The 22,723-nt window shown below is 65.3% G+C and carries 20 protein-coding genes and 1 pseudogene; 12 read left to right on the top strand and 9 right to left on the bottom strand.

From position 1 onward, the window contains the following. Positions 1–71: 71 nt before the first annotated feature. Together B4I46_RS18910 and B4I46_RS18905 are read left to right on the top strand one after the other, a co-directional pair. Positions 72–278, top strand: a pseudogene (locus tag B4I46_RS18910) (hypothetical protein); the annotation flags it as partial. Between the two features lie 106 nt (positions 279–384). Next, on the top strand, positions 385–990 hold the full coding sequence (locus B4I46_RS18905; protein ID WP_043860781.1) for a flavin reductase family protein: 606 nt from the start codon (positions 385–387) through the stop codon (positions 988–990). Here B4I46_RS18905 and B4I46_RS18900 read toward each other — a convergent pair whose 3' ends face one another. Both B4I46_RS18900 and B4I46_RS18895 read right to left on the bottom strand, forming a co-directional pair. Beyond that, positions 991–1,221, bottom strand: coding sequence for a hypothetical protein (locus B4I46_RS18900; protein WP_054914791.1), 231 nt, complete (start codon positions 1,219–1,221; stop codon positions 991–993). A gap of 40 nt (positions 1,222–1,261) precedes the next feature. After that, entirely contained in the window at positions 1,262–1,570 is a 309-nt protein-coding gene (locus tag B4I46_RS18895; protein WP_043860779.1) for a putative quinol monooxygenase, read from the bottom strand. Between the two features lie 204 nt (positions 1,571–1,774). Between B4I46_RS18895 and B4I46_RS18890 the strand changes: the two genes are divergently transcribed. Then, positions 1,775–2,701, top strand: coding sequence for an AraC family transcriptional regulator (locus B4I46_RS18890; protein ID WP_054914792.1), 927 nt, complete (start codon positions 1,775–1,777; stop codon positions 2,699–2,701). A gap of 78 nt (positions 2,702–2,779) precedes the next feature. Here B4I46_RS18890 and B4I46_RS18885 read toward each other — a convergent pair whose 3' ends face one another. Together B4I46_RS18885 and B4I46_RS18880 are read right to left on the bottom strand one after the other, a co-directional pair. Then, on the bottom strand, positions 2,780–4,216 hold the full coding sequence (locus tag B4I46_RS18885; protein ID WP_286901315.1) for an aldehyde dehydrogenase family protein: 1,437 nt from the start codon (positions 4,214–4,216) through the stop codon (positions 2,780–2,782). Beyond that, positions 4,210–5,850, bottom strand: coding sequence for a 5-guanidino-2-oxopentanoate decarboxylase (locus B4I46_RS18880; protein WP_286901313.1), 1,641 nt, complete (start codon positions 5,848–5,850; stop codon positions 4,210–4,212). Before B4I46_RS18880 ends, B4I46_RS18885 begins: the two co-directional genes overlap by 7 nt. Before the next feature lie 113 nt (positions 5,851–5,963). Between B4I46_RS18880 and B4I46_RS18875 the strand changes: the two genes are divergently transcribed. After that, on the top strand, positions 5,964–6,833 hold the full coding sequence (locus B4I46_RS18875) for a LysR substrate-binding domain-containing protein (RefSeq protein ID WP_286901311.1): 870 nt from the start codon (positions 5,964–5,966) through the stop codon (positions 6,831–6,833). Positions 6,834–7,038: 205 nt separating this feature from the next. On the opposite strand, the gene B4I46_RS18870 is transcribed toward B4I46_RS18875, so the two are convergent. Together B4I46_RS18870 and B4I46_RS18865 are read right to left on the bottom strand one after the other, a co-directional pair. After that, a complete protein-coding gene (locus B4I46_RS18870) occupies positions 7,039–7,653 on the bottom strand; it encodes an NAD(P)-dependent oxidoreductase (protein WP_043860774.1) in 615 nt (204 codons plus the stop codon). 29 nt (positions 7,654–7,682) lie between these two features. Beyond that, positions 7,683–8,567 carry an MBL fold metallo-hydrolase gene (locus B4I46_RS18865; protein ID WP_286901309.1) on the bottom strand — a complete coding sequence of 295 codons (885 nt, stop codon included), beginning with the start codon at positions 8,565–8,567 and terminating at the stop codon, positions 7,683–7,685. A gap of 104 nt (positions 8,568–8,671) precedes the next feature. Here B4I46_RS18865 and B4I46_RS18860 point away from each other — a divergent pair, with 104 nt between their 5' ends. Beyond that, positions 8,672–9,580, top strand: a complete 909-nt coding sequence (locus B4I46_RS18860; RefSeq protein ID WP_104571995.1) for a LysR family transcriptional regulator — start codon at positions 8,672–8,674, stop codon at positions 9,578–9,580. A gap of 74 nt (positions 9,581–9,654) precedes the next feature. Next, positions 9,655–9,828: a hypothetical protein gene (locus tag B4I46_RS18855; RefSeq protein WP_167400210.1), complete on the top strand. Its 174-nt coding sequence runs from the start codon at positions 9,655–9,657 to the stop codon at positions 9,826–9,828. On the opposite strand, the gene B4I46_RS18850 is transcribed toward B4I46_RS18855, so the two are convergent. Further along, entirely contained in the window at positions 9,821–10,699 is an 879-nt protein-coding gene (locus B4I46_RS18850; RefSeq protein WP_100633550.1) for a helix-turn-helix domain-containing protein, read from the bottom strand. The genes B4I46_RS18855 and B4I46_RS18850 overlap by 8 nt on opposite strands. Positions 10,700–10,838: 139 nt before the next feature. On the opposite strand from B4I46_RS18850, the gene pobA reads away from it, so the two are divergent. Together pobA and B4I46_RS18840 are read left to right on the top strand one after the other, a co-directional pair. Beyond that, the gene (gene pobA, locus B4I46_RS18845) at positions 10,839–12,029 is read left to right on the top strand and encodes a 4-hydroxybenzoate 3-monooxygenase (RefSeq protein ID WP_196932605.1); all 1,191 of its coding nucleotides are present in this window, start codon (positions 10,839–10,841) and stop codon (positions 12,027–12,029) included. A gap of 108 nt (positions 12,030–12,137) precedes the next feature. Further along, positions 12,138–13,541 carry an MDR family MFS transporter gene (locus B4I46_RS18840; protein WP_054914927.1) on the top strand — a complete coding sequence of 468 codons (1,404 nt, stop codon included), beginning with the start codon at positions 12,138–12,140 and terminating at the stop codon, positions 13,539–13,541. Here the strand turns inward: B4I46_RS18840 and B4I46_RS18835 are convergent, their stop codons facing one another. Together B4I46_RS18835 and B4I46_RS18830 are read right to left on the bottom strand one after the other, a co-directional pair. Further along, on the bottom strand, positions 13,542–14,426 hold the full coding sequence (locus B4I46_RS18835; RefSeq protein WP_043860769.1) for a DMT family transporter: 885 nt from the start codon (positions 14,424–14,426) through the stop codon (positions 13,542–13,544). Positions 14,427–14,577: 151 nt separating this feature from the next. Then, positions 14,578–15,210 carry a TetR family transcriptional regulator gene (locus tag B4I46_RS18830; RefSeq protein ID WP_043860768.1) on the bottom strand — a complete coding sequence of 211 codons (633 nt, stop codon included), beginning with the start codon at positions 15,208–15,210 and terminating at the stop codon, positions 14,578–14,580. A gap of 261 nt (positions 15,211–15,471) precedes the next feature. Here B4I46_RS18830 and B4I46_RS18825 point away from each other — a divergent pair, with 261 nt between their 5' ends. The 4 genes from B4I46_RS18825 (at position 15,472) to B4I46_RS18810 (ending at position 22,687) form a co-directional block, all read left to right on the top strand. After that, positions 15,472–16,623, top strand: coding sequence for an efflux RND transporter periplasmic adaptor subunit (locus B4I46_RS18825; RefSeq protein WP_054914799.1), 1,152 nt, complete (start codon positions 15,472–15,474; stop codon positions 16,621–16,623). Between the two features lie 3 nt (positions 16,624–16,626). Then, positions 16,627–19,782 carry a multidrug efflux RND transporter permease subunit TtgB gene (gene ttgB, locus B4I46_RS18820; protein WP_043860766.1) on the top strand — a complete coding sequence of 1,052 codons (3,156 nt, stop codon included), beginning with the start codon at positions 16,627–16,629 and terminating at the stop codon, positions 19,780–19,782. Beyond that, positions 19,779–21,233, top strand: a complete 1,455-nt coding sequence (locus B4I46_RS18815) for an AdeC/AdeK/OprM family multidrug efflux complex outer membrane factor (protein ID WP_043860765.1) — start codon at positions 19,779–19,781, stop codon at positions 21,231–21,233. Before ttgB ends, B4I46_RS18815 begins: the two co-directional genes overlap by 4 nt. Positions 21,234–21,433: 200 nt before the next feature. Beyond that, complete coding sequence (locus B4I46_RS18810) at positions 21,434–22,687, top strand: OprD family porin (protein WP_100633546.1); 1,254 nt, start codon at positions 21,434–21,436, stop codon at positions 22,685–22,687. Positions 22,688–22,723 lie beyond the last annotated feature (36 nt).

The following is a 22,723-nucleotide window of genomic DNA, read 5'->3' as shown; positions in this document are numbered from 1 at the left end:
TTTAATCAAATTAACGGGCGTAAAATCAAACCCATAGCAACAGACAACCCCTCACCACCGGAGTAACCCCCATGAAAACCAAACTGATGCTGGCCCTCACCTTTTCTGTCCTGGCCGCCAACGCTTTCGCCGAAGACGGCTTCGACCGCACCAACGCGCACAACTTCGCCGTGGAACACGCCCAGCCCGCTACCGTGGCAGAAGACGGTTTCGATCACACCAACGCGCATCGCTTCGTCGAAGATGGCTTCGACCGCACCCAGGCCCACCGCATCAGCTGACAGCCGATGCAGCGCCACAGCCCGGCTTCGGCCGGGCTTAGTCATTTTCAGGGCCGGCAACTGTTGGCACACTAGGCGCACCCTCCGCCCACAAGGCCCGATGATGTACTACTACGAACCCGCAAAAGGCCACGGCCTGCCCCACGACCCGTTCAACGCCATCGTCGGCCCGCGCCCGATCGGCTGGATCTCCTCCCAGGACCGCGACGGCCGCCTGAACCTTGCGCCCTACAGTTTTTTCAACGCCTTCAACTACATTCCGCCGATCATCGGGTTCTGCAGCGTCGGGCGTAAAGACAGCCTGAACAACATCGAACAGACCGGCGAGTTCGCCTGGAACCTGGCCACACGCCCGCTGGCCGAGGCCATGAACCAGAGCTGCGCCGCCGTGGCGCCAGAGGTCGACGAGTTCGCCCTGAGCCAGCTGACCCCGGCAGCCTCCAGGGTGATTGCGGTACCCCGGGTGCAGGAAAGCCCGGTGTCGTTCGAATGCAAGGTGACCCAGATCGTGCAACTGCAACGTGCCGACCAGGCGCTGGTGCCAAGCTGGCTGATTCTGGGCGAAGTGGTAGCGGTGCACATTGCCGAGCACCTGCTCAAGGAAGGGATCTACGACACCGCGGCCGCCGAGCCGATTCTGCGCGGCGGCGGCCCGGCGGATTACTTCGAGCTGGGCAACCTGTTCAAGATGGCCCGCCCGCAGGCCTGATCACCAGATCAGTTCGGCGTCGTCACTGACGCCGTTCAGGCGCTGCAGTTCGACCACTGCAGCGTCATCGGCCTCCAGTGCGGTCTTGAATACCTGCCCTGGCAGCACCTTGTGAAAACGCGGTGCGCCGCCAGCGCCCAGGGCCTTGACCGCGATCGCGGCGCTGTAGCCACCCTCGCCCGGCACCACCGCCGAAACAGCCTCGAATACGTCGAATTCTTTACGTGCCATTGCCTCTCACATCCACATCGGTTGCCGGAAAGGCGCCATTCTAACTCGCCGGCTGCTCGGTGAACGTCTGCAGGTCGAGGCTGTCCACCACCCGCGCCTGCACCAGTTCACCAAACAGCTGCAGGCTGGGCGAGGCAAAGTAGTCGTGCAGCGCCGAAGTGTCGGCCCACACCCCGTTGAGCAACCACAGGTCGGCATCGCAGGTGGAACGCTGCACGCTGAAATGCAGACACCCCGGGGTTTGCCGCGACGGTTCGAGCAGTTGCTGCAGGCGCACGCCCAGCTCGGCCGAACGGCCGACGCTGGCGCGCACGAAGGAAAGATGGCTGACCGGTTGTGATGACGTCATGTGCGGTGCTCCTTGAAGCGGCCAGGGAAGAAAACCCAGGCTGCCAAGGCTACGGCCCAGGCCACGCGCGGCGTTAGGCGATTCCTGTCGACGGCTTGCCTGATTCTGCACCCGTCGCAGGATCAGGCAAGAACCGCGCAGCATTCGGCTAGCGCCCCGGCGTGCGCGAACCTATGCTGCGCCCATCGGCAGAGGAACCCGCACATGTCAGCCCCAGACCCCACCCCACCGTTGCTGGACCCGGCCCTGGAGCTTCTGCGCCAGGAACTGGCCGGGCTGGTCGTTCGCCACTGCCCCAGCGGCACGGTGCCTTCGGCCATCGCCGACCTGCACCTGAGCCGCTACGAGCAGAGCACCCGCTCGATGCCGACCCTGGCGCAGCCGGCGCTGTGCATCCTGGCCCAGGGCCGCAAGGAGATCTGCCTGGGCGACGAGACCTATGTGTACGACCCGCTGCACTACATGGTGGTGTCGGTGGCGATGCCGATCAGCGGTGCACTGCTGGAGGCCAGCCCGCAGAACCCCAGCCTGGGCATTCGCCTGGACATCGACCCGGCCGAGATCAACAGCCTGATCGCCGAGGCCGGGCCGATGGGCGTGCCGTCGCAGCCGTCGTCGCGGGGGGTGTTCATCGAACGCCTGGACACCCAGATGCTCGATGCATTGCTGCGCCTGATCCGCCTGCTGGATACGCCCAAGGACATTGCCGTGCTGGCGCCGCTGATCCGTCGCGAGATTCTCTATCGGCTGCTGCGTGGGCAGCAGGGTGCGCGGCTGTACGAGATCGCCATGGCCAACACCCAGACCCACCGCGTGTGCCAGGCCATCCAGTGGCTCAATGATCATTTTCAGCGCCCGCTGCGCATCGACGACCTGGCACGGGAGGTAAACCTGAGTGCCTCGACGCTGCACCACCGGTTCAAGGCGGTGACCTCGATGAGCCCGTTGCAGTATCAGAAGCAACTGCGCTTGCAGGAAGCGCGGCGGCTGATGCTCAACGATGGGTTGGAGGCGTCGGTGGCGGGGTATCGGGTGGGCTATGAGAGCCCGTCGCAGTTCAGCCGCGAGTACAGCCGGCTGTATGGCGCGCCACCGCTGCGGGACATGGCCAGGTTGCGGAGTGCGCTCTAGATCGCTTTCGCCGGCAAGGCCGGCTCCTACAGGCAGTACGCGGTCGCCTGTAGGAGCCGGCCTTGCCGGCGAAGAACGCTACACCGCCCTCACCACATGCTTGATCTCCTGAAACGCCGCCAGCCCCCAGGGCCCCAGCTCGCGCCCCAGGCTGCTCTGCTTGTAGCCACCCCACGCTGCCTGCGGGAAGATCACCTGCGGTGCGTTGATCCACACCAGCCCGGCCTGCAGCTGGTCGGCCACCCGTTCGGCGGCCGCCGGGTCTGCACCTACCACGCTGGCCACCAGCCCGAACTCGCTGTCGTTGGCCAACGCCACCGCCTCGGCTTCGCTGGCCACCCGACGCACGCACAGCACCGGGCCGAAGATTTCCTCGCGCCACAGCGCACTGTCCAGCGGTACCTCGGCAAACACCGTGGGCTCGATGAAGTACCCAGCAGCGTGTTCGAGCGGCTTGCCACCGCACAGCAAGCGCGCGCCGCTGTGCACGCCACGCTCGATGTGCCCCAGCACGCGCTGGTACTGGGCCTGGTTGACCAGCGGCCCCATGTCGCTGTCGCCGGCAAACGGGTCACCCACCCGGATCGCCGCAGCCCGTGCCTTCACCCCGTCGACAAAGGCGTCGTACAGCGCATCGGCCACCAGCACGCGGCTGGTGGCCGAGCACATCTGCCCGGCATTGAAGAAGCCGCCGGCGCAGGCCAGCTCGAGCGCAAGCTCCAGCTCGGCCGACTCCAGCACCAGCAATGACGACTTGCCGCCCAGCTCCAGGCTCACCCCCTTGACCGTCTCGGCCGCGCGCTGCATCACCTGCACGCCGACCGCATTGCTGCCGGTGAACGACACCTTGGCGATACGCGGGTCGCTCGTCAGCGGCGCCCCCACCGCCAGCCCGGTGCCGCACACCAGATTGAACACCCCCTCCGGCAGGCCGCAGTCGGCGATGATCCGGGCCAGTTCCAGCTCGGCCAGGGGCGTGACCTCCGACGGCTTGAGCACCACGCAGCACCCTGCCGCCAACGCCGGGGCCAGCTTCCAGGCGGTGGTCACCATCGGGAAGTTCCACGGCACGATCAGGCCGACCACACCGCACGGCTCGCGGCGCAGGCGGGCGCTGAAATCCTCGCTGGGCAAGGCCAGCGGCTGGTCCTGCTGCCTGTCCAGGGCCTGCGCCAGGCCCGCGTAGTACTCGAACGTTGCCACCACATCGTCGACGTCCATCGCCGACTCGGCCAGAGGCTTGCCGTTGTTGCGCGATTGCAGTTCGATCAGCCGCTCGCGGCGGGCCTCCACACCCCGCGCGATCCTGTGCAGCAGCTCGCCACGGTGTGCCCCGGTGGTACGCGACCAGCCGGCAAAGGCGGCCTGCGCCGCCGTGGCGGCACAGGCGACTGCATCGCCATCGCCCCCGGCCACTTCGGCCAGGGACTGCCCGGTGCTCGGGTTGATTACCGTGAGCGGCTGCGCGCCGTGATGCCACGCGCCCTCGATGTAGATACCGGGCAGGTTCAGCATGGTTGCACCGCCTGCATCCACGCTGCCTGGTCGACCTCGATCAGGCTCGGGCCACTGCGTTGGCGGGCACGCAACAACGCCTCGCGCAGTTGCGCCACCCCGCTCGCCGCTTCGGCGGCGCAACCGAGGGCCTTGGCCACGCCAATGAAATCGGGGGTGTGGATATCCACGCCCACCGGTTCGATGGCGCGGTTGAGCATGTACTTCTTGATCTCCTCGTACCCCTGGTTGTTCCACAGCAACACGATCAGCGGCACCTGAGCCTCCACCGCACTGGCCAGCTCCGGCAGGGTAAACTGCAAGCCGCCGTCGCCGATCAGGCACACCGCAGGCAAGCGTCGATCCGCCTGCTCCGCACTGCCCAGCCACGCGCCCATGGCCGCCGGCAAGGCGTAGCCGAGGGTGCCGTAGCCGGTCGAGGCGTTGAACCAGCGGCGCGGCTGGTCGAGGTCCAGGGTCAGGTTGCCGGTGTACACCGGCTGGGTCGAATCACCGACCAGCACGGCATCGGGCAACGTCTGCAGCACGCTGTCGAGGAACAGCGTCTGCGCCCGCGTGGCCGCGTCCCATTCGCTGGCCAGGGTATCGCGCAGGCGCGCTGCCCGCGCCGCGCCCCACTCACCTTCGCGCGGTGGCGCCGGCTGCTCGGCCAGGGCCAGCAACAGGGCCTGCGCCGCCTGCTCTGCATCGGCCACCATTGCCACCCTGGGCGGGTAGTTGCGCACGCACTGGTCCGGGTCGATGTCGATGCGCAGCAGGGTGCCGGGGATCTCGAAGCCGCCCTTGAAGGTGACGTCATAGTCGGTTTCGGCCAGCTCGGTGCCGATCGCCAGCACCACGTCGGCCTCGCGCACCAGTGCACGGGTCGCCACCAGCGACTGGGTGGAGCCGATCAGCAGCGGGTGCCCGGAGGCCAGCACGCCCTTGGCATTGATGGTGAGTGCAACGGGCGCCTGCAGGTGCTCGGCCAACCGGGCGAGTGCGGCGCCTGCGTCGATGGCACCGCCACCGGCCAGGATCAACGGGCGACGGGCAGCGGCCAGCAGCGCCGCCATGCTCGCCACCGGCCCTGGCGCGGCACCGGCGCGGGCGATGTGTACCGGCTCGCAGCCAAGCAGGTGATCGGCGTCTTCGACCAGCACGTCCAGCGGGATCTCGATATGCACCGGGCGCGGGCGCGCGCCCTCGAATACCGCAAAGGCACGGGCCAGCACGGCCGGCAGGTCATCGGCGCTCATCAGTGTGTGCGAGAACGCCGCCACACCGCTGACCAGCGCGCCCTGGTTGGGCAGCTCGTGCAGCTTGCCGCGACCGCCGCCCAGGGCATTGCGCGATTGCACGCTGGAGATCACCAGCATCGGGATCGAGTCGGCATAGGCCTGGCCCATGGCGGTGGTGATGTTGGTCATGCCCGGGCCGGTGATGATGAAGCACACCCCAGGCTTGCCACGGGTACGGGCAAAGCCGTCAGCCATGAAGCCTGCGCCTTGCTCGTGGCGCGGGGTTATATGACGGATGGTCGAGCCGGCAAGGCCGCGGTACAGCTCGACCGTGTGCACGCCGGGAATGCCGAAAACATGGTCGACGCCATAGTTTTCGAGGAGTTTTACCAATACTTCGCCGCAAGTCGCCATGGTGGTCTGCCTGGAATCATTCTGGAACAAGGCCTGATTGGACCCGCCAGGCGCTACCGGCACAATGCAAAAATCCTCATACTAGCCATGTCTACAGTTCATGGCTTACCCCGATGAAACGCCTGCCTCCCTTGCCTGCCCTGCACACCTTCCTGATCACTGCGCAATGCTGCAACTTCACCCGTGCGGCGCAGCAACTGCACCTGACCCAGGGCGCGGTGAGCCGCCAGATCGCCGGCCTGGAAGCACACCTGGGCTACGCGCTGTTCGTGCGCCAGGCACGCGGCCTGAGCCTGACCCGCGAGGGCCAGGACTGGCTGCCGCGGGTGCAGCAGGTATTCGGGCTGATCGAGGAAGGCGTGCAGCAGGTGGGCGCGCAGCGCACCACCCTGCAACTGAAGGCGCCGACCTGCGTGATGCGCTGGTTGCTGCCGCGCCTGATGGAATGGCAGGCGCTGCACCCCGAAGTACCGGTGGAGCTGACCACCACGGTGCAGCACGGGGTGGATTTTCGCCGGGAAGCGTTCGATGCGGCGGTGGTGTATGGCGCCGAGCCTGATCCGGCCCTGCAGGTGCTGAAGCTGTTCGATGAACAACTGACACCGGTGTGCGCGCCGCAGTTGCCGTTGCGCACGCTGGATGATCTGCAGCAGCACATGCTGCTGCACCCGGCGCGGGACGAGAAGGACTGGGCGACCTGGCTTGGCGCAGCCGGCGTGCAACTGCCCAGGCAAGGCCGGCGCCAGCATTTCGAAACGTTGGACATGGCCATGTCGATGGCGTCCCAGGGCACCGGCGTGGCGATAGGGGATTGGGCGTTGATCGGCGATGACCTGGCCAGCGGACGGCTGGTGATGCCGTTCGACCTGCGGGTCAAGACCGGCAAGGGCTATTACCTGGTGCGGCCCGCGCAGGTGGCGGCGCCGGGGTTGATGGCCTTGCTGGAGTGGTTGGGCGGACAGGCAGGGGCACCGCGTTGTTGATGCATTCGCCGGCAAGGCCGGCTCCTATACCTGTAGGAGCCGGCCTTGCCGGCGAATGCTTTCTAGGCTCTGTACGAAAAGCCTTGATACTCGGTGATGCTGCGTTGAAAACAGCCTCGGAATGCTCATTTACAACCCGTAAACTCCGCTTCCTCGGCTGTTTTCGCCTTGCCTGACCTTCGTCTCAAGACTTTTCATACAGCCCCTAGTACCCCACAGTAAAGCGCTGACGCGAATGCGCTGGCTTCTCTACCTCATCGAGCAACGCAATCGCATAGTCGGCAAAGGTGATCCAGCTCCTGCCCTTCGCGTCGACCAGCAGGTGATCCTTGCCCACCCTGTAGCTACCGGTGCGCTCGCCTTCGACGAACTCCGCCGACGGCGACAGGAAGGTCCAGTCCAGTTGCTGCTCCTGGCGCAAGGCCTGCAGAAAATCGCCACCTGCGCTCGCCTCGGCCTTGTAGGCCTCGGGGAAGTCCGGCGCGTCGATCACGCGCTCCCCTGACGGCAGCAGCAGGCTGCCCGCCCCGCCCACCACCAGCAGGCGCTTGACCCCGGCCTTCTTGACCGGCCCGATGATCGCCTGCGCCGGCACCGTGGCAAAGTGCGCGGCGCTGAGCACCACGTCATGCCCGGCAACGGCCTGCTCCAGCCCCTCGCCCCGGGTCACGTCCAGGGCTACCGTGCTCACCCCTTCGCGCCCCTGCAGGCGCGACGGGTCACGGGCTATGGCGGTGACGCTGTGGCCACGGCGCAGGGCCTCTTCCAGCAACTGGCTGCCGGCACGTCCGGTAGCACCGATGATTGCGATCTTGCTCATGAAAACCTCCGATCAGGATTGAACGACACTTACCACTTCATTTCGCCCTTGGCGACCTTGGCGCCGAGCTCCAGCGAGCTCTCCTCGCCCAGGCCGGGGTAACGTTTTTTCATTGCAGCGATCAGCTCGGCCGAGTTGGCCGCCCTGGCGGTTTCGGCATCGAAGGCGCGGATGTAATCGGCGGTGAAGCGCACCGCCTCGAGCGACCCCTTGCTCTGCCCCAGGTAATGCCCCGGTACCACCGTCTGCGGCGCCAGTTGCTCGATGCGCGCCAGGGTCGCGAGCCAGTCCTTGTGCGACTGCGCCGACTGGGTGTCGGCCATCCACACGTGCAGGTTCTCGGCCACCACTACCCCGCCGACCACCGCCTTGATCGACGGGACCCATACAAAGCTGCGGTCGGGCTGCGGGCCGTCCAGGCCGATCACTTCAAGACGCTGCCCTTCAAGGGTGAGCACGTTGCCGGGCAGCACGTCAGGCACGACGAGCCGGGCGGGCTTGTCGGCCCCCATCTGCGGGCCCCAGTAGGCAAGCTTGGCAGCCATGGTCTGCTTGATGTGCGCGACCGTCGCCTGCGACGCCAGCACCTTGGCCTTGGGGTAGGCACGGGTCAGGGTGTCGAGGCCGAAGTAATAGTCCGGGTCGCCATGGCTGATGTAGATGGTGGTGAGTTGCTTGCCGCTATCGCGAAGCATCTTCAGCACCTGCTCGGCCTGGCCCTTGCCGAACTGTGCATCCACCAGAATCGCCTCGTGCTGGCCACTGACGATCACCGAGCTGACCGGAAACAGCGCCTCGCTGCCGGGGTTGTACACGTCCAGTTTCAGCGGTGCGTCGCCGGCAACGGCCTGGGTGATCGCACCGAAAGCGGCACACGCCAGCAGCAGGCGACGCAGGGAAAAGAAAGCAGCCATCAAGCAATACCTGTTCAAGTCATCGATGAGCACAGCTTAGTTGCACGAACCATCACAAAAAATGCGATGCTCCAACATAGTTTGTTTCTGAAATCGGGCAGATCATGGACCGTCTCACCGCAATGAAAGTGTTCGTCAGCGTAGTCGACCTGGGCAGCCAGTCGGCCGCCGCCGACCACCTGGACCTGTCGCGCCCGGTGGTTTCGCGTTACCTGGCCGAACTTGAAGACTGGGTGGGCGCGCGCCTGATGCAGCGCACCACGCGCAAGCTGAGCCTGACTGCCGCCGGCCTGGAAACCCTGCCGCGCTGCCGGCAGATGCTGGAACTGGTGGGCGACCTGCACGCGGCAGTGGGCGCCCCGGATGACGCCCCGCGGGGTGAACTGCGCATCAGCGTCAGTACCTCGTTCGGGCATGCGCAACTGGTGGAAGCGGTGGCGGACTACGTCAAGCGCTACCCGCTGGTGAAGGTCGACCTGCAGATGCTCGACCGCACGGTCAACCTGGTGGACGAACGCATCGACCTGGCCATCCGCGTCAGCAACGACCTGGACCCCAACCTCATCGCCCGCCGCCTGAGTGTGTGCCGCTCGGTGGTGTGCGCCTCGCCAGCCTACCTGCGCGAGCACCCCGTACCGCGCCAGGTGCAGGACCTGAGCCAGCACAACTGCCTGACCCATTCGTACTTCGGCCACAGCCTCTGGCATTTCGAGGTCGACGGCGAACAGGTGTCGGTGCCGGTGCAAGGCAATATCAGCGCCAACGAGGCCCTGACCCTGGAGCGCGCCACCCTGGCCGGCACCGGTATCGCCATGCTGCCCACCTACCTGGTGTGGCAAGCCCTGCGCAGCGGCACGCTGGTACGCCTGCTGCCCGAGGCCAGGCCCCGCGAACTGGGCCTGAACGCGGTGTACACCTCACGCAAGCACATGCCCGCAACCCTGCGCAGCATGCTCGACTTTCTGGCGGCACGCTTCACCGACCCGCCCCACTGGGACCACGGCCTGGACTGACCGGCAGGCACCTGGCGCAATGCTGGCCTATGCTTGTAGAAGCATCTGTGTGCGGGATACAGGAGGTTGGTGCCATGACCCTGAAATCCAGAAAGTGCGCTGCCCTGTTGGCCATCACTGCCGTGCTCGGGGTGTACGGGGCAGCGGCGTATCGGGTCGAACTGCTGCGCCAGCAACCCTATGCGGCGTCCAGCTGCAGCTCCGCCCACTGCCTGCCCCATGCCGGCACGCTGAGCGTGGTCAGGTAGCCAGCGAAGGTTCACGACGACGAAAGTCGCGGGGCGAGAGGCCGGTCATGCGCCGGAAGAAGCGCGAGAAGTATGCCGGGTCGGCAAAACCCAGGCTGTCAGCCAACTGGTTGATCGTGAGGCTGGTGTAGATCAGGTCGCGCTTGGCTTCCAGCACGATGCGCTGGTGCACGATCTGCAGCGCCGACTGCCCGGCCAATGCCCGGCACAAGGTATTGAGCGTTGCCACCGACACCCCCACCTGATGCGCCAGCTGCTCCACGCTCGGCTGCTGGCGAAACTGCTGCTCCACCAGCCCGTTGAAACGCTGCAGATACTCGCGCCCACGTTCCGGCACTTGGGCACCGGCACTGCGGCGCAACTGTTGGCGGCTGATCCACACCACCATCAGGTTGATCAGCGAATGCAGCTGCAACTCGCGCCCGGGCAGGTCCTGCTGGTACTCGGCCTGCAGGGTGCTGAACAGGCTGTTGAGGTAATCGGCGTCGGCCCCGGCCAGGTAACTGGCGCCGCGCTGCAGGGCGGCTGGCACGCCCGTCAGTTGCCGCTGCAGCACCTCCACCAGCGGCGCCGCCAGGGTCACCACATAACCGTCGACGTCTTCGGAAAAGCGAAAGCCGTGCACGCACAGCGCCGGCACCACCTGGATCGCCGCCTGCTCCAGGCGACACACCTGCCCCTCCAGCTCGATCTCGGCCTGGCCCCTGTACAGGAACAGCAACTGCCACAGGTCGGCATGCCGGTGCGGCTCGATCTCCCACTGGTGCAGGCGGCTGCGCGCCGGGATCGACTCGCTGTGCAGCAGGTCGGGCGTCGGCCAGCCCAGCGTCTCGCCGTACAGCTTGAATACCGGAATCGACACCCTGTTCATCACACCCTCGCTTCCCGACCACTGTCCGATAAACGCACCCATTAGCGAAAAGTACCGCTTTGTGCTCGGTTTGTCCCTTCAGAAGGCCAGCCGGCAAGCGAAAAATGCAGGTACTCCAATCATAAAAAGTCCAACAACCATGAAAACCCAAGTCGCGATCATCGGTGCGGGCCCGTCCGGCCTGCTGCTCGGCCAGTTGCTGCACAACGCCGGCATCTCCAACGTCATCCTCGAACGCCAGGGCCCCGACTATGTACTGGGGCGTATCCGCGCCGGCGTGCTCGAACAGGGCATGGTCGAGCTGCTGCGCGAAGCCGGGGTCGGTCAGCGCATGGACGCCGAAGGGCTGCCCCATGCAGGCTTCGAGCTGGCCTTCGACGGGCGCCGCGAGCACATCGACCTCAAGGGCCTGACCGGCGGCCAGGGCGTGATGATCTACGGCCAGACCGAAGTCACCCGCGACCTGATGGCCGCCCGCGCCGACAGCGGTGCGACCACGGTCTACCACGCCGAGAACGTGCGCCCGCACGACATGAAGACTGGGCAGCCCTACGTCACCTACGAAAAGGACGGCCAGCAGCATCGCCTGGACTGCGACTACATTGCCGGCTGCGACGGTTATCACGGGGTGGCACGCCAGTCGATTCCGAGCGAGGCGCTGCAGGTGTTCGAGCGGGTCTACCCGTTCGGCTGGCTGGGCATCCTGGCCGACACCCCGCCGGTCAGCGACGAGCTGGTATACGCGCGCCACGAACGCGGCTTCGCCCTGTGCAGCATGCGCTCGCCCACCCGCACCCGCTATTACGTGCAGGTGCCGGCCGAAGAGAAGGTCGAGGACTGGTCGGATGAGCGCTTCTGGGAAGAACTCAAGTCGCGCCTGCCCGACGAGTTGGCCGAGCGCCTGGTCACCGGCCCGTCGATCGAGAAAAGCATCGCCCCGCTGCGCAGCTTCGTGGTGGAGCCGATGCAGTACGGGCGCCTGTTCCTGGTCGGCGACGCCGCGCACATCGTGCCGCCCACCGGCGCCAAGGGCCTGAACCTGGCCGCCAGCGACGTCAGCACGCTGTACAACATCCTGCGCAAGGTCTACGCCGAAGGCCGCACCGACCTGCTGGACCGCTACTCGGCGATCTGCCTGCGGCGCATCTGGAAGGCCGAACGCTTCTCGTGGTGGATGACCTCGATGCTGCACCGCTTCCCCGACAGCGACGCCTTCAGCCAACGTATCCAGCACACCGAGCTGGACTACTTCGTGGGCTCCGAGGCCGGGCGCAGGACACTGGCAGAAAACTACGTGGGCCTGCCCTACGAGCCCATCGAAGACGCTTAGCAGGCTATCGAGTACACTGGGCAGCACCCCGGTCCACTTGCCCAGAGCTGCCCCGTGACGCAATTGAACACTCCGCAACCCGCCCTGCGCAGCGTGCTCGTCGCGCTGATGCTGGCGATCTTCCTCGGCGCGCTGGACCAGACCATCGTCGCGGTCTCGATGCCGGCGATCTCCGCGCAATTCAACGACGTGACCCTGCTGGCCTGGGTGATTTCCGGCTACATGGTGGCCATGACCGTGGCGGTGCCGATCTACGGCAAGCTCGGCGATCTGTACGGCCGGCGGCGCATGATCCTGACCGGTACCGGGCTTTTCACCCTGGCCTCGCTGTTCTGCGCGCTGGCACAGAACATGGAGCAACTGGTGCTGGCGCGGGTACTGCAGGGCATCGGCGCGGGCGGCATGGTGTCGGTCAGCCAGGCGATCATCGGCGACTTCGTGCCGCCCCGCGAGCGCGGTCGCTACCAGGGTTATTTCAGCAGCATGTATGCCCTGGCCAGCGTCGCCGGCCCGGTGCTGGGCGGGCTGCTGACCGAGTACCTGTCGTGGCGCTGGGTGTTCTGGCTGAACCTGCCGCTGGGGCTGACCGCCTGGTGGGTCACCGAGCGTACCCTGCGCGGGCTGGCCACGCCGCAACGCAAGGCGCAGGTGGACTACCCCGGCGCGGTGCTGTTGATCTTGGGCCTGACGGCCCTGCTGCTGGGTATCACCCTGATCGGCCAGGGCCAGCCCATCGGGTCCGGCCCGGTTGCCGGCCTGCTGCTGGCAGCCCTGTTCGGGCTGGGCGTATTCGTGCTGCACGAACGCCGCGCCGTCGAGCCACTGCTGCCGTTGCAGCTGTTCGGCAACCGGGTGGCAGTGCTGTGCTGGTGCACGATCTTCTTCACCAGTTTCCAGGCCATCTCGCTGACCATGCTGATGCCGCTGCGCTTTCAGAGCATCACCGGGGCGGGCGCCGACAGCGCCGCCCTGCACCTGCTGCCCCTGGCCATGGGCCTGCCGATCGGCGCCTATTGCGGCGGCCGCCTGACCAGCCTGACCGGGCGCTACAAGCCGCAGATTCTGGGCGGTGCACTGTTGATGCCGGTGGCGATCATCGGCATGGCCCTGAGCCCGATCGACGGCGTGCTTCTCAGTGGCGCGTTCATGCTGCTGACCGGCATCGCCTCGGGCCTGCAGTTCCCCACCTCGCTGGTGGCAACCCAGAGCGCAGTGGAGCCGCGGGACATCGGCGTGGCGACCAGCACCACCAACCTGTTCCGCTCGCTGGGCGGGGCGATGGGCGTGGCCTGCATGTCGGCACTGCTGCTCAGCCTGCTGCACGACAGCGGCTTCAGCCTGGCCGGCGAGGCGTTGATCGGCAGCCTCAAGGACGGCCAGGCCAGTGCGGCGGTGCAGGCGCAGTTGCTGCAGACCTTTCGCAACCTGTTGCTGGGTAGCGCCGCCGTCTCCCTGCTGGGATTGTCGGCGGCGCTGGCATTGCCCAACCGCGAGCTGCGCGGCCGGCAGTAGTCAGTTGCGCCGCTGCGCCCAGGCCACCGCCAGGCCGCTCAGGCAAATGACCGCAATGCCGACCACGCCGTAGGCGTCCGGGGTGTGATTGAAAATGAGGTAGCCGTACAGGCCGGCGAACAGGATCTGCCCGTAGCTGAAGGGCGCCAGCATGGCCGGCGCGGCATGCCGGAAAGCCTGGGTCAGCAGCATGTGCCCGAGCATCCCGCAGGTGCCCAGGCCGATCATGAACAGGCCATGCCCCAGGGTCGGCATGCTCCAGAAGAATGGCACCAGCGCGGTCATGATCAGGCTGTTGAAGATGCCGGTGAGAAAGTTGCTGGTGGTCGGGCTGTCGATGCCGCTGAGCTTGCGCGTGAGCAACTGGTAGCAGCCAAAGCAGAAGGCCGAACACAACGGCAGCAGGATTGCGGGGGTGAACAGCGCCCCGCCCGGGCGCACCACGATCAGCACGCCGACAAACCCGGCCAGCACCGCCAGCCACTGGGCGCGGCTGACCCGTTCACCCAGCAGCGGTACCGACAATGCGGTTACCAGCAGGGGCGCGAGGAAGTTCACGGCGGTGGCTTCGGCCAGGGGGATGTAACGCAGGCCGGTGGTGAAGAACAGGCTGGTGCCGATCAGGCACAGCGCCCTGGCCAGTTGCAGGCCGGGGCGGCGTGTACGCACCACCGCCGAGAAGCCGCTGCGCGGCACGAACACCACCAGCATCAGCAGGGTGTGCACCACATAGCGTGCCCACACCACCATGACGATGGCATAGAAGCCGGAAAGGTATTTGGACAGGGCATCGTGGCTGGCGAACAACAGCACCGCCATGCACATCAGGGCGATTGCCTTGAGCGGCTGCTCGGCACCTTTGAGGGTCGGGTTGTGCGCACTCATGCCAGGGCTCTATGCAAAGTTGATGGTCCTTGGGGGCAGACTACCCGGTCACCGACTACCGTTCCAAGCAGCGCCGGTGTTTTTTGTTGACCGGGCACGGGGCACGACAGGGAAACGTCCTATGCCAACCTTCACAAATGCTCACAAATGCTCAATTGCGCAGCGACGGGCTCAAGCGCAGCATATCCAGCCCGGTATCCACCCACCGCTCGGCATCCCCGGCAATATCGAAACTGTCCGGCAGCAGCAGCCAGCTGCCAATGATGCCGTCGATGTAAGCGAATATTGCAATAGCGGCACGCTGCGGGTCCATGTCCGCAGGCAATTGCCCACGCCTGACTGCATTGGTCAACGTCAGCGCTATACGCTCGTAGCAGTCGCGGGTCGTGGCCTGGCGCTGCTGACGGATCTCACACATGTCATCGGTGAATTCACACTTATGATGCAGGATCTCATTGATGCGCCGGGTACGCGGCTCGTGCAGCATCTGCTGCATCAGTTGAATCAGCAACTTGCGCATGCAGCCCAGCGGGTCCGGCTCGTCTTCGCTCTCGCCGGCCTGGGCCAGCGCCTCGATCGGCTCACGCAGGCTGTCGAGCAGGGCCTGCACCAGTTCGCCCTTGTCCTGAAAGTGCCAGTAGATGGCACCCCGGGTCACCCCGGCCAGCTTGGCGATATCCGCCAGGGTGGTACGCGCCACCCCACGGGCATGGAAAGCTTTTTCGGCGGCCTCGAGTATCTGTTGGCGGGTTTCCTGAGCTTCCTCTTTGGTGCGACGGACCATGGCAGTACAACCTCATCAAGGAGCCGGACGCGCGCTGCGGGCGTCCGGGTTCTGAGCCGGTATGGCCACTGTCGGGCCCTCTACCGGGTGTCTTAATCAAGCCTGTGGTCACCTCGACAAGGTGCGCCACGGGTATTTACAAACAAGCATGAATGTAAGTATATTCCTTAGCATCCTACTTATCCACCCGGAATTAATTTTCCCTTCATCCCGTTTCCATTACTCTTGAGCGTCTTCAGCTCTTTCGACCCGAGGATCTTCATGCAATTCAAGCCAGCTGTTTCCGCTCTGGTTTCCGCCGTCGCCCTGGCAACACTGCTCAGCGGCTGTAAAAAGGAAGAAGCGGCGCCTGCGGCGCAAGCTCCTCAGGTCGGCGTCGTGACCCTCCAATCCCAGGCCTATACCCTGACTTCCGACCTGCCGGGGCGCACCATCGCCTACCGCGTGGCCGAAGTGCGTCCACAGGTCAACGGCATCATTCTCAAGCGTCTGTTCAAGGAAGGCAGCGAGGTCAAGGAAGGCCAGCAGCTGTACCAGATCGACCCGTCGGTGTACGAGGCGACCCTGGCCAGCGCCCAGGCCAACCTGCAATCGACCCGCTCGCTGTCGGACCGCTACAAGCAACTGGTGGCCGAGCAGGCGGTGAGCCGTCAGGAATACGACGACGCACAAGCCAAACGTTTGCAGGCTGAAGCCTCGCTGCGCAGCGCACAGATCGACCTGCGCTACACCAAGGTGCTGGCGCCACTGAGCGGCCGTATCGGACGCTCGATGTTCACCGAAGGTGCACTGGTCAACAACGGCCAGGCCGATGCCATGGCGGTGATCCAGCAGCTGGACCCGATCTACGTCGACGTCACCCAGTCTTCGGCCGAGCTGCTCAAGCTGCGCCGCGAGCTCGAAAGCGGGCAACTGCAGAAGGCCGGGGCCAACGCCGCCAAGGTCTCGCTGAACCTGGAAGACGGCACCACCTACACCCACGAAGGCCGCCTGGAGTTCTCCGAAGTCTCGGTCGACCAGACCACCGGCTCGGTAACCCTGCGCGCCGTGTTCCCCAACCCCGAGCACAACCTGCTGCCAGGGATGTTCGTGCATGCACGCCTGGCCGCCGGCGTGAACGCCAACGCGATCCTCGCCCCGCAACAAGGCGTGACCCGTGACCTCAAGGGCCAGCCCACCGCGTTGATCGTGGACAAGGACAACAAGGTCGAACTGCGCCAGCTCAAGGCCAGCCGTACCGTTGGCAGCGACTGGCTGATCGAGGAAGGCCTGAAGCCGGGCGACCGCCTGATCACCGAAGGCCTGCAGTTCGTCAAGCCGGGCGTCGAGGTCAAGGTCAGCGAAGCCACCAACGTCAAGCCTGCCCAACCGTCCCAGGCCAATGCAGCGTCAGCAGGGGCCAAAGGGGAATAAACCATGTCGAGATTCTTTATCGATCGCCCCATCTTTGCCTGGGTAATCGCCCTGGTGATCATGCTGGTCGGGGCCTTGTCGATCGTCAAGTTGCCGATCAACCAGTACCCGAGCATCGCGCCGCCGGCCATCGCCATCGCCGTGACCTACCCGGGCGCCTCGGCGCAGACCGTGCAGGACACCGTGGTCCAGGTGATCGAGCAGCAGCTCAACGGTATCGACAACCTGCGTTATGTGCAGTCCGAGAGCAACTCGGACGGCAGCATGACCATTACCGCCACCTTCGAGCAGGGTACCAACCCTGACACCGCGCAGGTCCAGGTGCAGAACAAGCTGAACCTGGCCACCCCGCTGTTGCCGCAAGAAGTGCAGCAGCAGGGTATCCGCGTGACCAAGGCAGTGAAGAACTTCCTGCTGGTGATCGGCCTGGTGTCCGAAGACGGCAGCATGACCAAGGACGACCTGTCGAACTACATCGTCTCCAACATGCAGGACCCGATCTCGCGTACCGCCGGTGTGGGTGACTTCCAGGTGTTCGGTGCCCAGTACGCCATGCGTATCTGGCTCGATCCGGCCAAGCTGAACAAGTTCCAGCTGACCCCGGTGGACGTCAAGACCGCCGTGGCCGCGCAGAACGTGCAGGTGTCCTCCGGTCAGCTGGGCGGCCTGCCTGCCCTGCCCGGCACGCAGCTCAACGCCACCATCATCGGCAAGACCCGCCTGCAGACCGCCGAGCAGTTCGAGAAGATCCTGCTCAAGGTCAACCGCGACGGCTCCCAGGTCCGCCTGGGCGATGTCGCCGACGTCAGCCTGGGGGGCGAGAACTACAGCGTCAGCGCACAGTTCAATGGCAAGCCGGCCTCCGGCCTTGCGATCAAGCTGGCAACCGGGGCCAACGCCCTGGACACCGCCAAGGCACTGCGCAACACCATCGCCGAGCTGGAGCCGTTCTTCCCGCCTGGCATGAAGGCGGTGTTCCCGTATGACACCACGCCTGTGGTCACCGAATCGATCAGTGGGGTGATCCACACCCTGATCGAGGCGATCGTGCTGGTGTTCCTGGTGATGTACCTGTTCCTACAGAACTTCCGCGCCACCGTGATCACCACCATGACCGTACCGGTGGTATTGCTCGGCACCTTCGGCATCCTTGCCGCGGCAGGCTTCAGCATCAACACCCTGACCATGTTCGCCATGGTCCTGGCCATCGGCCTGCTGGTGGACGACGCCATCGTGGTGGTGGAAAACGTCGAGCGGGTGATGTCCGAAGAGGGGTTGTCACCCAAGGAGGCGACCAAGAAGTCCATGGGCCAGATCCAGGGTGCCCTGGTCGGTATCGCCCTGGTACTGTCGGCGGTACTGCTGCCGATGGCGTTCTTCGGCGGCTCCACGGGCGTGATCTACCGGCAGTTCTCGATCACCATCGTGTCGGCCATGGGCCTGTCGGTGCTGGTCGCGCTGATCTTCACCCCGGCGCTGTGCGCCACCATGCTCAAGCCGGTCAAGAAAGGCGAGCACCATACCGCCAAGCGTGGCTTCTTCGGCTGGTTCAACCGCAACTTCGACCGCAGCGTGCAGAGCTACGAGCGCGGCGTGGGCAACATCCTGCGTCACAAGGCCCCGTACTTCCTGGCCTACATCCTGATCGTGGTGGGCATGGTGTGGCTGTTCATGCGTATCCCTACCGCGTTCCTGCCCGAGGAAGACCAGGGCGTACTGTTCGCCCAGGTGCAGACCCCGGCCGGTTCCAGTGCCGAGCGCACCCAGGCGGTGGTCGACGAAATGCGCGCCTACCTGCTGGACAAGGAGTCCGACACAGTGGCCTCGGTGTTCACCGTGAACGGCTTCAACTTCGCCGGCCGCGGCCAGAGCTCGGGCATGGCCTTCATCATGCTCAAGCCGTGGGGTGAACGTTCTGCCGAAAACAGCGTGTTCAACCTGGCAACCCGTGCCCAACAGCACTTCTTCAGCTTCCGCGACGCGATGGTGTTCGCCTTCGCCCCGCCGGCCGTACTGGAGCTGGGTAACGCCACCGGTTTCGACGTGTTCCTGCAGGACCGCGCCGGCGTCGGCCACGACAAGCTGATGGAAGCGCGCAACCAGTTCCTGGGCATGGCCGCGCAGAGCAAGATCCTCACCCAGGTACGTCCGAACGGCCTGAACGATGAGCCGCAATACCAGCTGACCATCGACGACGAACGCGCCAGTGCCCTGGGCGTGACCATCGCCGATATCAACAACACCCTGTCGATCGCCCTGGGTGCCAGCTATGTGAACGACTTCATCGACCGTGGTCGGGTCAAGAAGGTCTACCTGCAAGGCACTGCCGATTCGCGCATGAGCCCTGAAGACCTGCAGAAGTGGTACGTGCGCAACGCCGCCGGCGAGATGGTGCCGTTCTCTTCCTTCGCCAGCGGCGAGTGGAGCTACGGTGCACCCAAGCTGTCGCGTTACAACGGTGTCGAGGCAATGGAAGTACTCGGTGCGCCAGCCCCTGGCTACAGTACCGGTGAGGCCATGGCCGAGGTCGAGCGCCTGGCGGCGCAATTGCCAGCCGGTGTCGGCTTCGCCTGGACCGGCATGTCGTACGAAGAGAAGCTGTCGGGCTCGCAGATGCCGGCACTGTTCGCGCTGTCGCTGCTGATGGTGTTCCTGTGCCTGGCGGCACTGTACGAGAGCTGGTCGATCCCGATCGCGGTGGTGCTGGTGGTGCCGCTGGGTATCATCGGTGCGCTGATGGCGGCCAGCATGCGCGGGCTGTCCAACGACGTGTACTTCCTGGTGGGGCTGCTGACCACCATCGGCCTGGCGGCGAAGAACGCGATCCTGATCGTCGAGTTCGCCAAGGAACTGCACGAGCAGGGCCGCAGCCTGGTCGATGCGGCGATCGAGGCGTGCCGCATGCGTCTGCGTCCGATCATCATGACCTCGCTGGCGTTCATCCTGGGCGTGGTGCCGCTGACCATCGCCACGGGTGCAGGCTCCGGCAGCCAGCACGCCATCGGTACCGGTGTGATCGGCGGCATGATCACCGCAACGGTACTGGCGATCTTCTGGGTACCACTGTTCTTCGTAAGCGTGTCGTCGCTGTTCGGTAGCAAGAAGCCCGAAGAAGAGGACGCCAAACCTGAAACCCCACGCTATGAGGCCGGGCAATGAGTAAGTCCCTGTTGTCCCTGGCAGTCACCGCCTTCATTCTCGGTGGCTGCTCGCTGATCCCTGATTACCAGACCCCCGAGTCGCCGGTGGCGGCCCAGTGGCCGCAAGGGCCGGCCTACTCGCCGACCCAGTCGGCCGACGTGGCTGCGGCCGAACAGGGCTGGCGCCAGTTCTTCCATGACCCGGCGCTGCAGCAACTGATCCAGACCTCGCTGGTCAACAACCGCGACCTGCGGGTCGCCGCGCTGAACATCGATGCCTACCGGGCGCAGTACCGCATCCAGCGGGCCGACCTGTTCCCGGCGGTCTCGGCCACCGGCAGCGGCAGCCGCCAGCGGGTGCCGGCCAACGTTTCGCAGACCGGCGAGTCGAGCATCAACAGCCAGTACTCGGCCACCCTGGGCGTGAGTGCCTACGAACTCGACCTGTTCGGTCGGGTGCGCAGCCTCAGCGAGCAGGCCCTGGAAACCTACCTGTCGAGTGAACAGGCGCGTCGTTCCACGCAGATCAGCCTGGTGGCCAGCGTGGCCAACGCCTACTTCACCTGGCAGGCCGACAAGGAGCTGCTGACGCTCACCGAAGACACGCTCAAGACCTACGAGCAGAGCTATGCCCTGACCCGTCGCAGCAGCGAAGTCGGCGTGGCCTCGGCCCTGGACCTGAGCCAGGCGCGTACCTCGGTCGAGGGCGCACGGGTCAAGCTGGCCCAGTACCAGCGCCTGGTGGCGCAGGACCTGAACAGCCTGGCCGTGCTGGTCGGCACCGGCGTGCCGGCGAACCTGCCCAACGGCATGAAACTCGACAGCGACCTGCTGGCCGACGTGCCGGCCGGCCTGCCGTCGGACGTGCTGCAGCGTCGTCCCGACATCCAGGAGGCCGAGCACCTGCTCAAGGCCGCCAACGCCAACATCGGCGCGGCGCGCGCAGCGTTCTTCCCGAGCATCAGCCTGACCGCCAACGCCGGGACCCTGAGCCCCGACATGGGCGGGCTGTTCAAGGGAGGCTCGGGCACCTGGCTGTTCCAGCCGCAGATCAACCTGCCGATCTTCAACGCCGGCAGCCTGCGTGCAAGCCTGGACTACTCGAAGATCCAGAAGGACATCAACGTCGCCAAGTACGAAAAGACCATCCAGACTGCCTTCCAGGAAGTTTCCGATGGGCTGGCGGCGCGCCAGACCTTCAACGAGCAGTTGCAGGCCCAGCGTGATCTGGTCGAAGCCAACCAGGACTACTACCGCCTGGCCGAGCGTCGCTACCGTATCGGTATCGACAGCAACCTGACGTTCCTGGATGCCCAGCGCAACCTGTTCAGTGCCCAACAGGCCCTGATCAGCGACCGGCTGTCGCAGCTGGTCAGCGAGGTCAACCTGTACAAGGCCCTGGGTGGCGGCTGGTACGAGCGCACCGGTGATGCCCGCCAGCAAGCGTCGATCGAGTCGCCCAAGGGTTGATTCGATAGCGTGGCGACACAACAGCCCACCCTTCGCGGTGGGCTTTTTTGTGCCTGCAAGCCTGCCCCTACCAAAAGTAACCAGACAGTTAGTGTTCGGTTATCGCCCAATTCCGCCTGTAACGAATTGATTCCCTCCTGCCTGCCACAGCACCATCCATCCGCCATCGCCCCAACATAAAAACAAGAGACGCCCTAACGATGAACACTTTCCAGCCCGCACGTCACCTGTTCCCCGGCCTGCTTGCCATGAGCTGCGCCCTGCCCGCCCTGGCCGACGAAGGGGGCTTTGTCGAAGACGCCAAGGTAGGCCTCAACCTGCGCAACTTCTACATCAACCGCAATTTCGTCGACCCGGCCAACCCCCAGGGCAAGGGCGAGGAATGGACCCAGAGTTTCATCCTCGACGCCAAGTCCGGCTTCACCCAGGGTACCGTCGGCTTCGGCGTCGACGTGCTGGGCCTGTACTCGGTCAAGCTCGACGGCGGCAAGGGTACCGCCGGCACGCACCTGTTGCCGGTACACGATGACGGCCGCCCGGCCGATGACTTCGGACGCCTGGGCGTGGCGCTCAAGGCCAAGGTCTCGAAGACCGAGCTGAAGGTCGGCGAATGGATGCCGGTACTGCCGATCCTGCGTTCGGACGACGGCCGCTCGCTGCCGCAGACCTTTCGCGGCGGCCAGCTGACCTCCCAGGAAATCGACGGCCTGACCCTGTATGCCGGGCAATTTCGCGGCAACAGCCCGCGCAACGACGCGAGCATGGACGACATGTCCATGAACGGCCGCGCCGGTATCACCTCCGACCGCTTCAACTTTGCCGGTGGCGAGTACACCTTCAACGACAAGCGCACTCTGGTCGGGGTGTGGAACGCCCAGCTCAAGGACATCTACAACCAGCAATACATCAACCTGGTGCACAGCCAGCCGCTGGGCGACTGGACCCTGGGCGCCAACCTGGGCTACTTCATCGGCAAGGAAGACGGCGCCGAGCGTGCCGGCAAGCTCGACAACCGCACCGCCTCGGCGCTGCTTTCGGCACGCTATGGCAGCAACACCTTCTACGTGGGGCTGCAGAAAGTCAGCGGCGACGACCTGTGGATGCGGGTCAACGGCACCAGTGGCGGCACCCTGGCCAACGACAGCTACAACGCCAGCTTCGACAATGCCAAGGAGCGCTCCTGGCAGCTGCGTCACGACTTCAACTTCGCCGGGCTTGGCGTGCCGGGGCTGACCCTGATGAACCGCTACATCAAGGGCGACAACGTGCACACCGCCGTGGTCAGCGACGGCAAGGAATGGGCGCGGGAATCGGAGCTGGCGTACGTGATCCAGTCCGGCAGCCTGAAGAACCTGTCGTTCAAATGGCGCAACTCGACCATGCGCCGCGACTTCAGCACCAATGCATTCGACGAGAACCGCCTGATCGTCAGCTACCCGATCAGCTTTCTCTGACCTTCGGGCCTGCGTTGCAGCCCATCGCGGGTCAAG

The sequence above is a fragment of the Pseudomonas sp. UBA7500 genome (assembly GCF_002478435.1).
In the GTDB taxonomy this organism is placed as follows: domain Bacteria; phylum Pseudomonadota; class Gammaproteobacteria; order Pseudomonadales; family Pseudomonadaceae; genus Aquipseudomonas; species Aquipseudomonas palmensis.
This window is presented reverse-complemented; position numbering and strand designations above follow the sequence as displayed.

What these genes read in the sequence shown, in the direction of transcription:
- B4I46_RS18905 (WP_043860781.1), top strand. Translation starts at nt 385, where the DNA reads ATGTACTACTACGAACCCGCAAAAGGCCACGGCCTGCCCCACGACCCG.
- B4I46_RS18900 (WP_054914791.1), bottom strand. Translation starts at nt 1,221, where the DNA reads ATGGCACGTAAAGAATTCGACGTATTCGAGGCTGTTTCGGCGGTGGTG.
- B4I46_RS18895 (WP_043860779.1), bottom strand. Translation starts at nt 1,570, where the DNA reads ATGACGTCATCACAACCGGTCAGCCATCTTTCCTTCGTGCGCGCCAGC.
- B4I46_RS18890 (WP_054914792.1), top strand. Translation starts at nt 1,775, where the DNA reads ATGTCAGCCCCAGACCCCACCCCACCGTTGCTGGACCCGGCCCTGGAG.
- B4I46_RS18885 (WP_286901315.1), bottom strand. Translation starts at nt 4,216, where the DNA reads ATGCTGAACCTGCCCGGTATCTACATCGAGGGCGCGTGGCATCACGGC.
- B4I46_RS18880 (WP_286901313.1), bottom strand. Translation starts at nt 5,850, where the DNA reads ATGGCGACTTGCGGCGAAGTATTGGTAAAACTCCTCGAAAACTATGGC.
- B4I46_RS18875 (WP_286901311.1), top strand. Translation starts at nt 5,964, where the DNA reads ATGAAACGCCTGCCTCCCTTGCCTGCCCTGCACACCTTCCTGATCACT.
- B4I46_RS18870 (WP_043860774.1), bottom strand. Translation starts at nt 7,653, where the DNA reads ATGAGCAAGATCGCAATCATCGGTGCTACCGGACGTGCCGGCAGCCAG.
- B4I46_RS18865 (WP_286901309.1), bottom strand. Translation starts at nt 8,567, where the DNA reads ATGGCTGCTTTCTTTTCCCTGCGTCGCCTGCTGCTGGCGTGTGCCGCT.
- B4I46_RS18860 (WP_104571995.1), top strand. Translation starts at nt 8,672, where the DNA reads ATGGACCGTCTCACCGCAATGAAAGTGTTCGTCAGCGTAGTCGACCTG.
- B4I46_RS18855 (WP_167400210.1), top strand. Translation starts at nt 9,655, where the DNA reads ATGACCCTGAAATCCAGAAAGTGCGCTGCCCTGTTGGCCATCACTGCC.
- B4I46_RS18850 (WP_100633550.1), bottom strand. Translation starts at nt 10,699, where the DNA reads ATGAACAGGGTGTCGATTCCGGTATTCAAGCTGTACGGCGAGACGCTG.
- pobA (WP_196932605.1), top strand. Translation starts at nt 10,839, where the DNA reads ATGAAAACCCAAGTCGCGATCATCGGTGCGGGCCCGTCCGGCCTGCTG.
- B4I46_RS18840 (WP_054914927.1), top strand. Translation starts at nt 12,138, where the DNA reads ATGCTGGCGATCTTCCTCGGCGCGCTGGACCAGACCATCGTCGCGGTC.
- B4I46_RS18835 (WP_043860769.1), bottom strand. Translation starts at nt 14,426, where the DNA reads ATGAGTGCGCACAACCCGACCCTCAAAGGTGCCGAGCAGCCGCTCAAG.
- B4I46_RS18830 (WP_043860768.1), bottom strand. Translation starts at nt 15,210, where the DNA reads ATGGTCCGTCGCACCAAAGAGGAAGCTCAGGAAACCCGCCAACAGATA.
- B4I46_RS18825 (WP_054914799.1), top strand. Translation starts at nt 15,472, where the DNA reads ATGCAATTCAAGCCAGCTGTTTCCGCTCTGGTTTCCGCCGTCGCCCTG.
- ttgB (WP_043860766.1), top strand. Translation starts at nt 16,627, where the DNA reads ATGTCGAGATTCTTTATCGATCGCCCCATCTTTGCCTGGGTAATCGCC.
- B4I46_RS18815 (WP_043860765.1), top strand. Translation starts at nt 19,779, where the DNA reads ATGAGTAAGTCCCTGTTGTCCCTGGCAGTCACCGCCTTCATTCTCGGT.
- B4I46_RS18810 (WP_100633546.1), top strand. Translation starts at nt 21,434, where the DNA reads ATGAACACTTTCCAGCCCGCACGTCACCTGTTCCCCGGCCTGCTTGCC.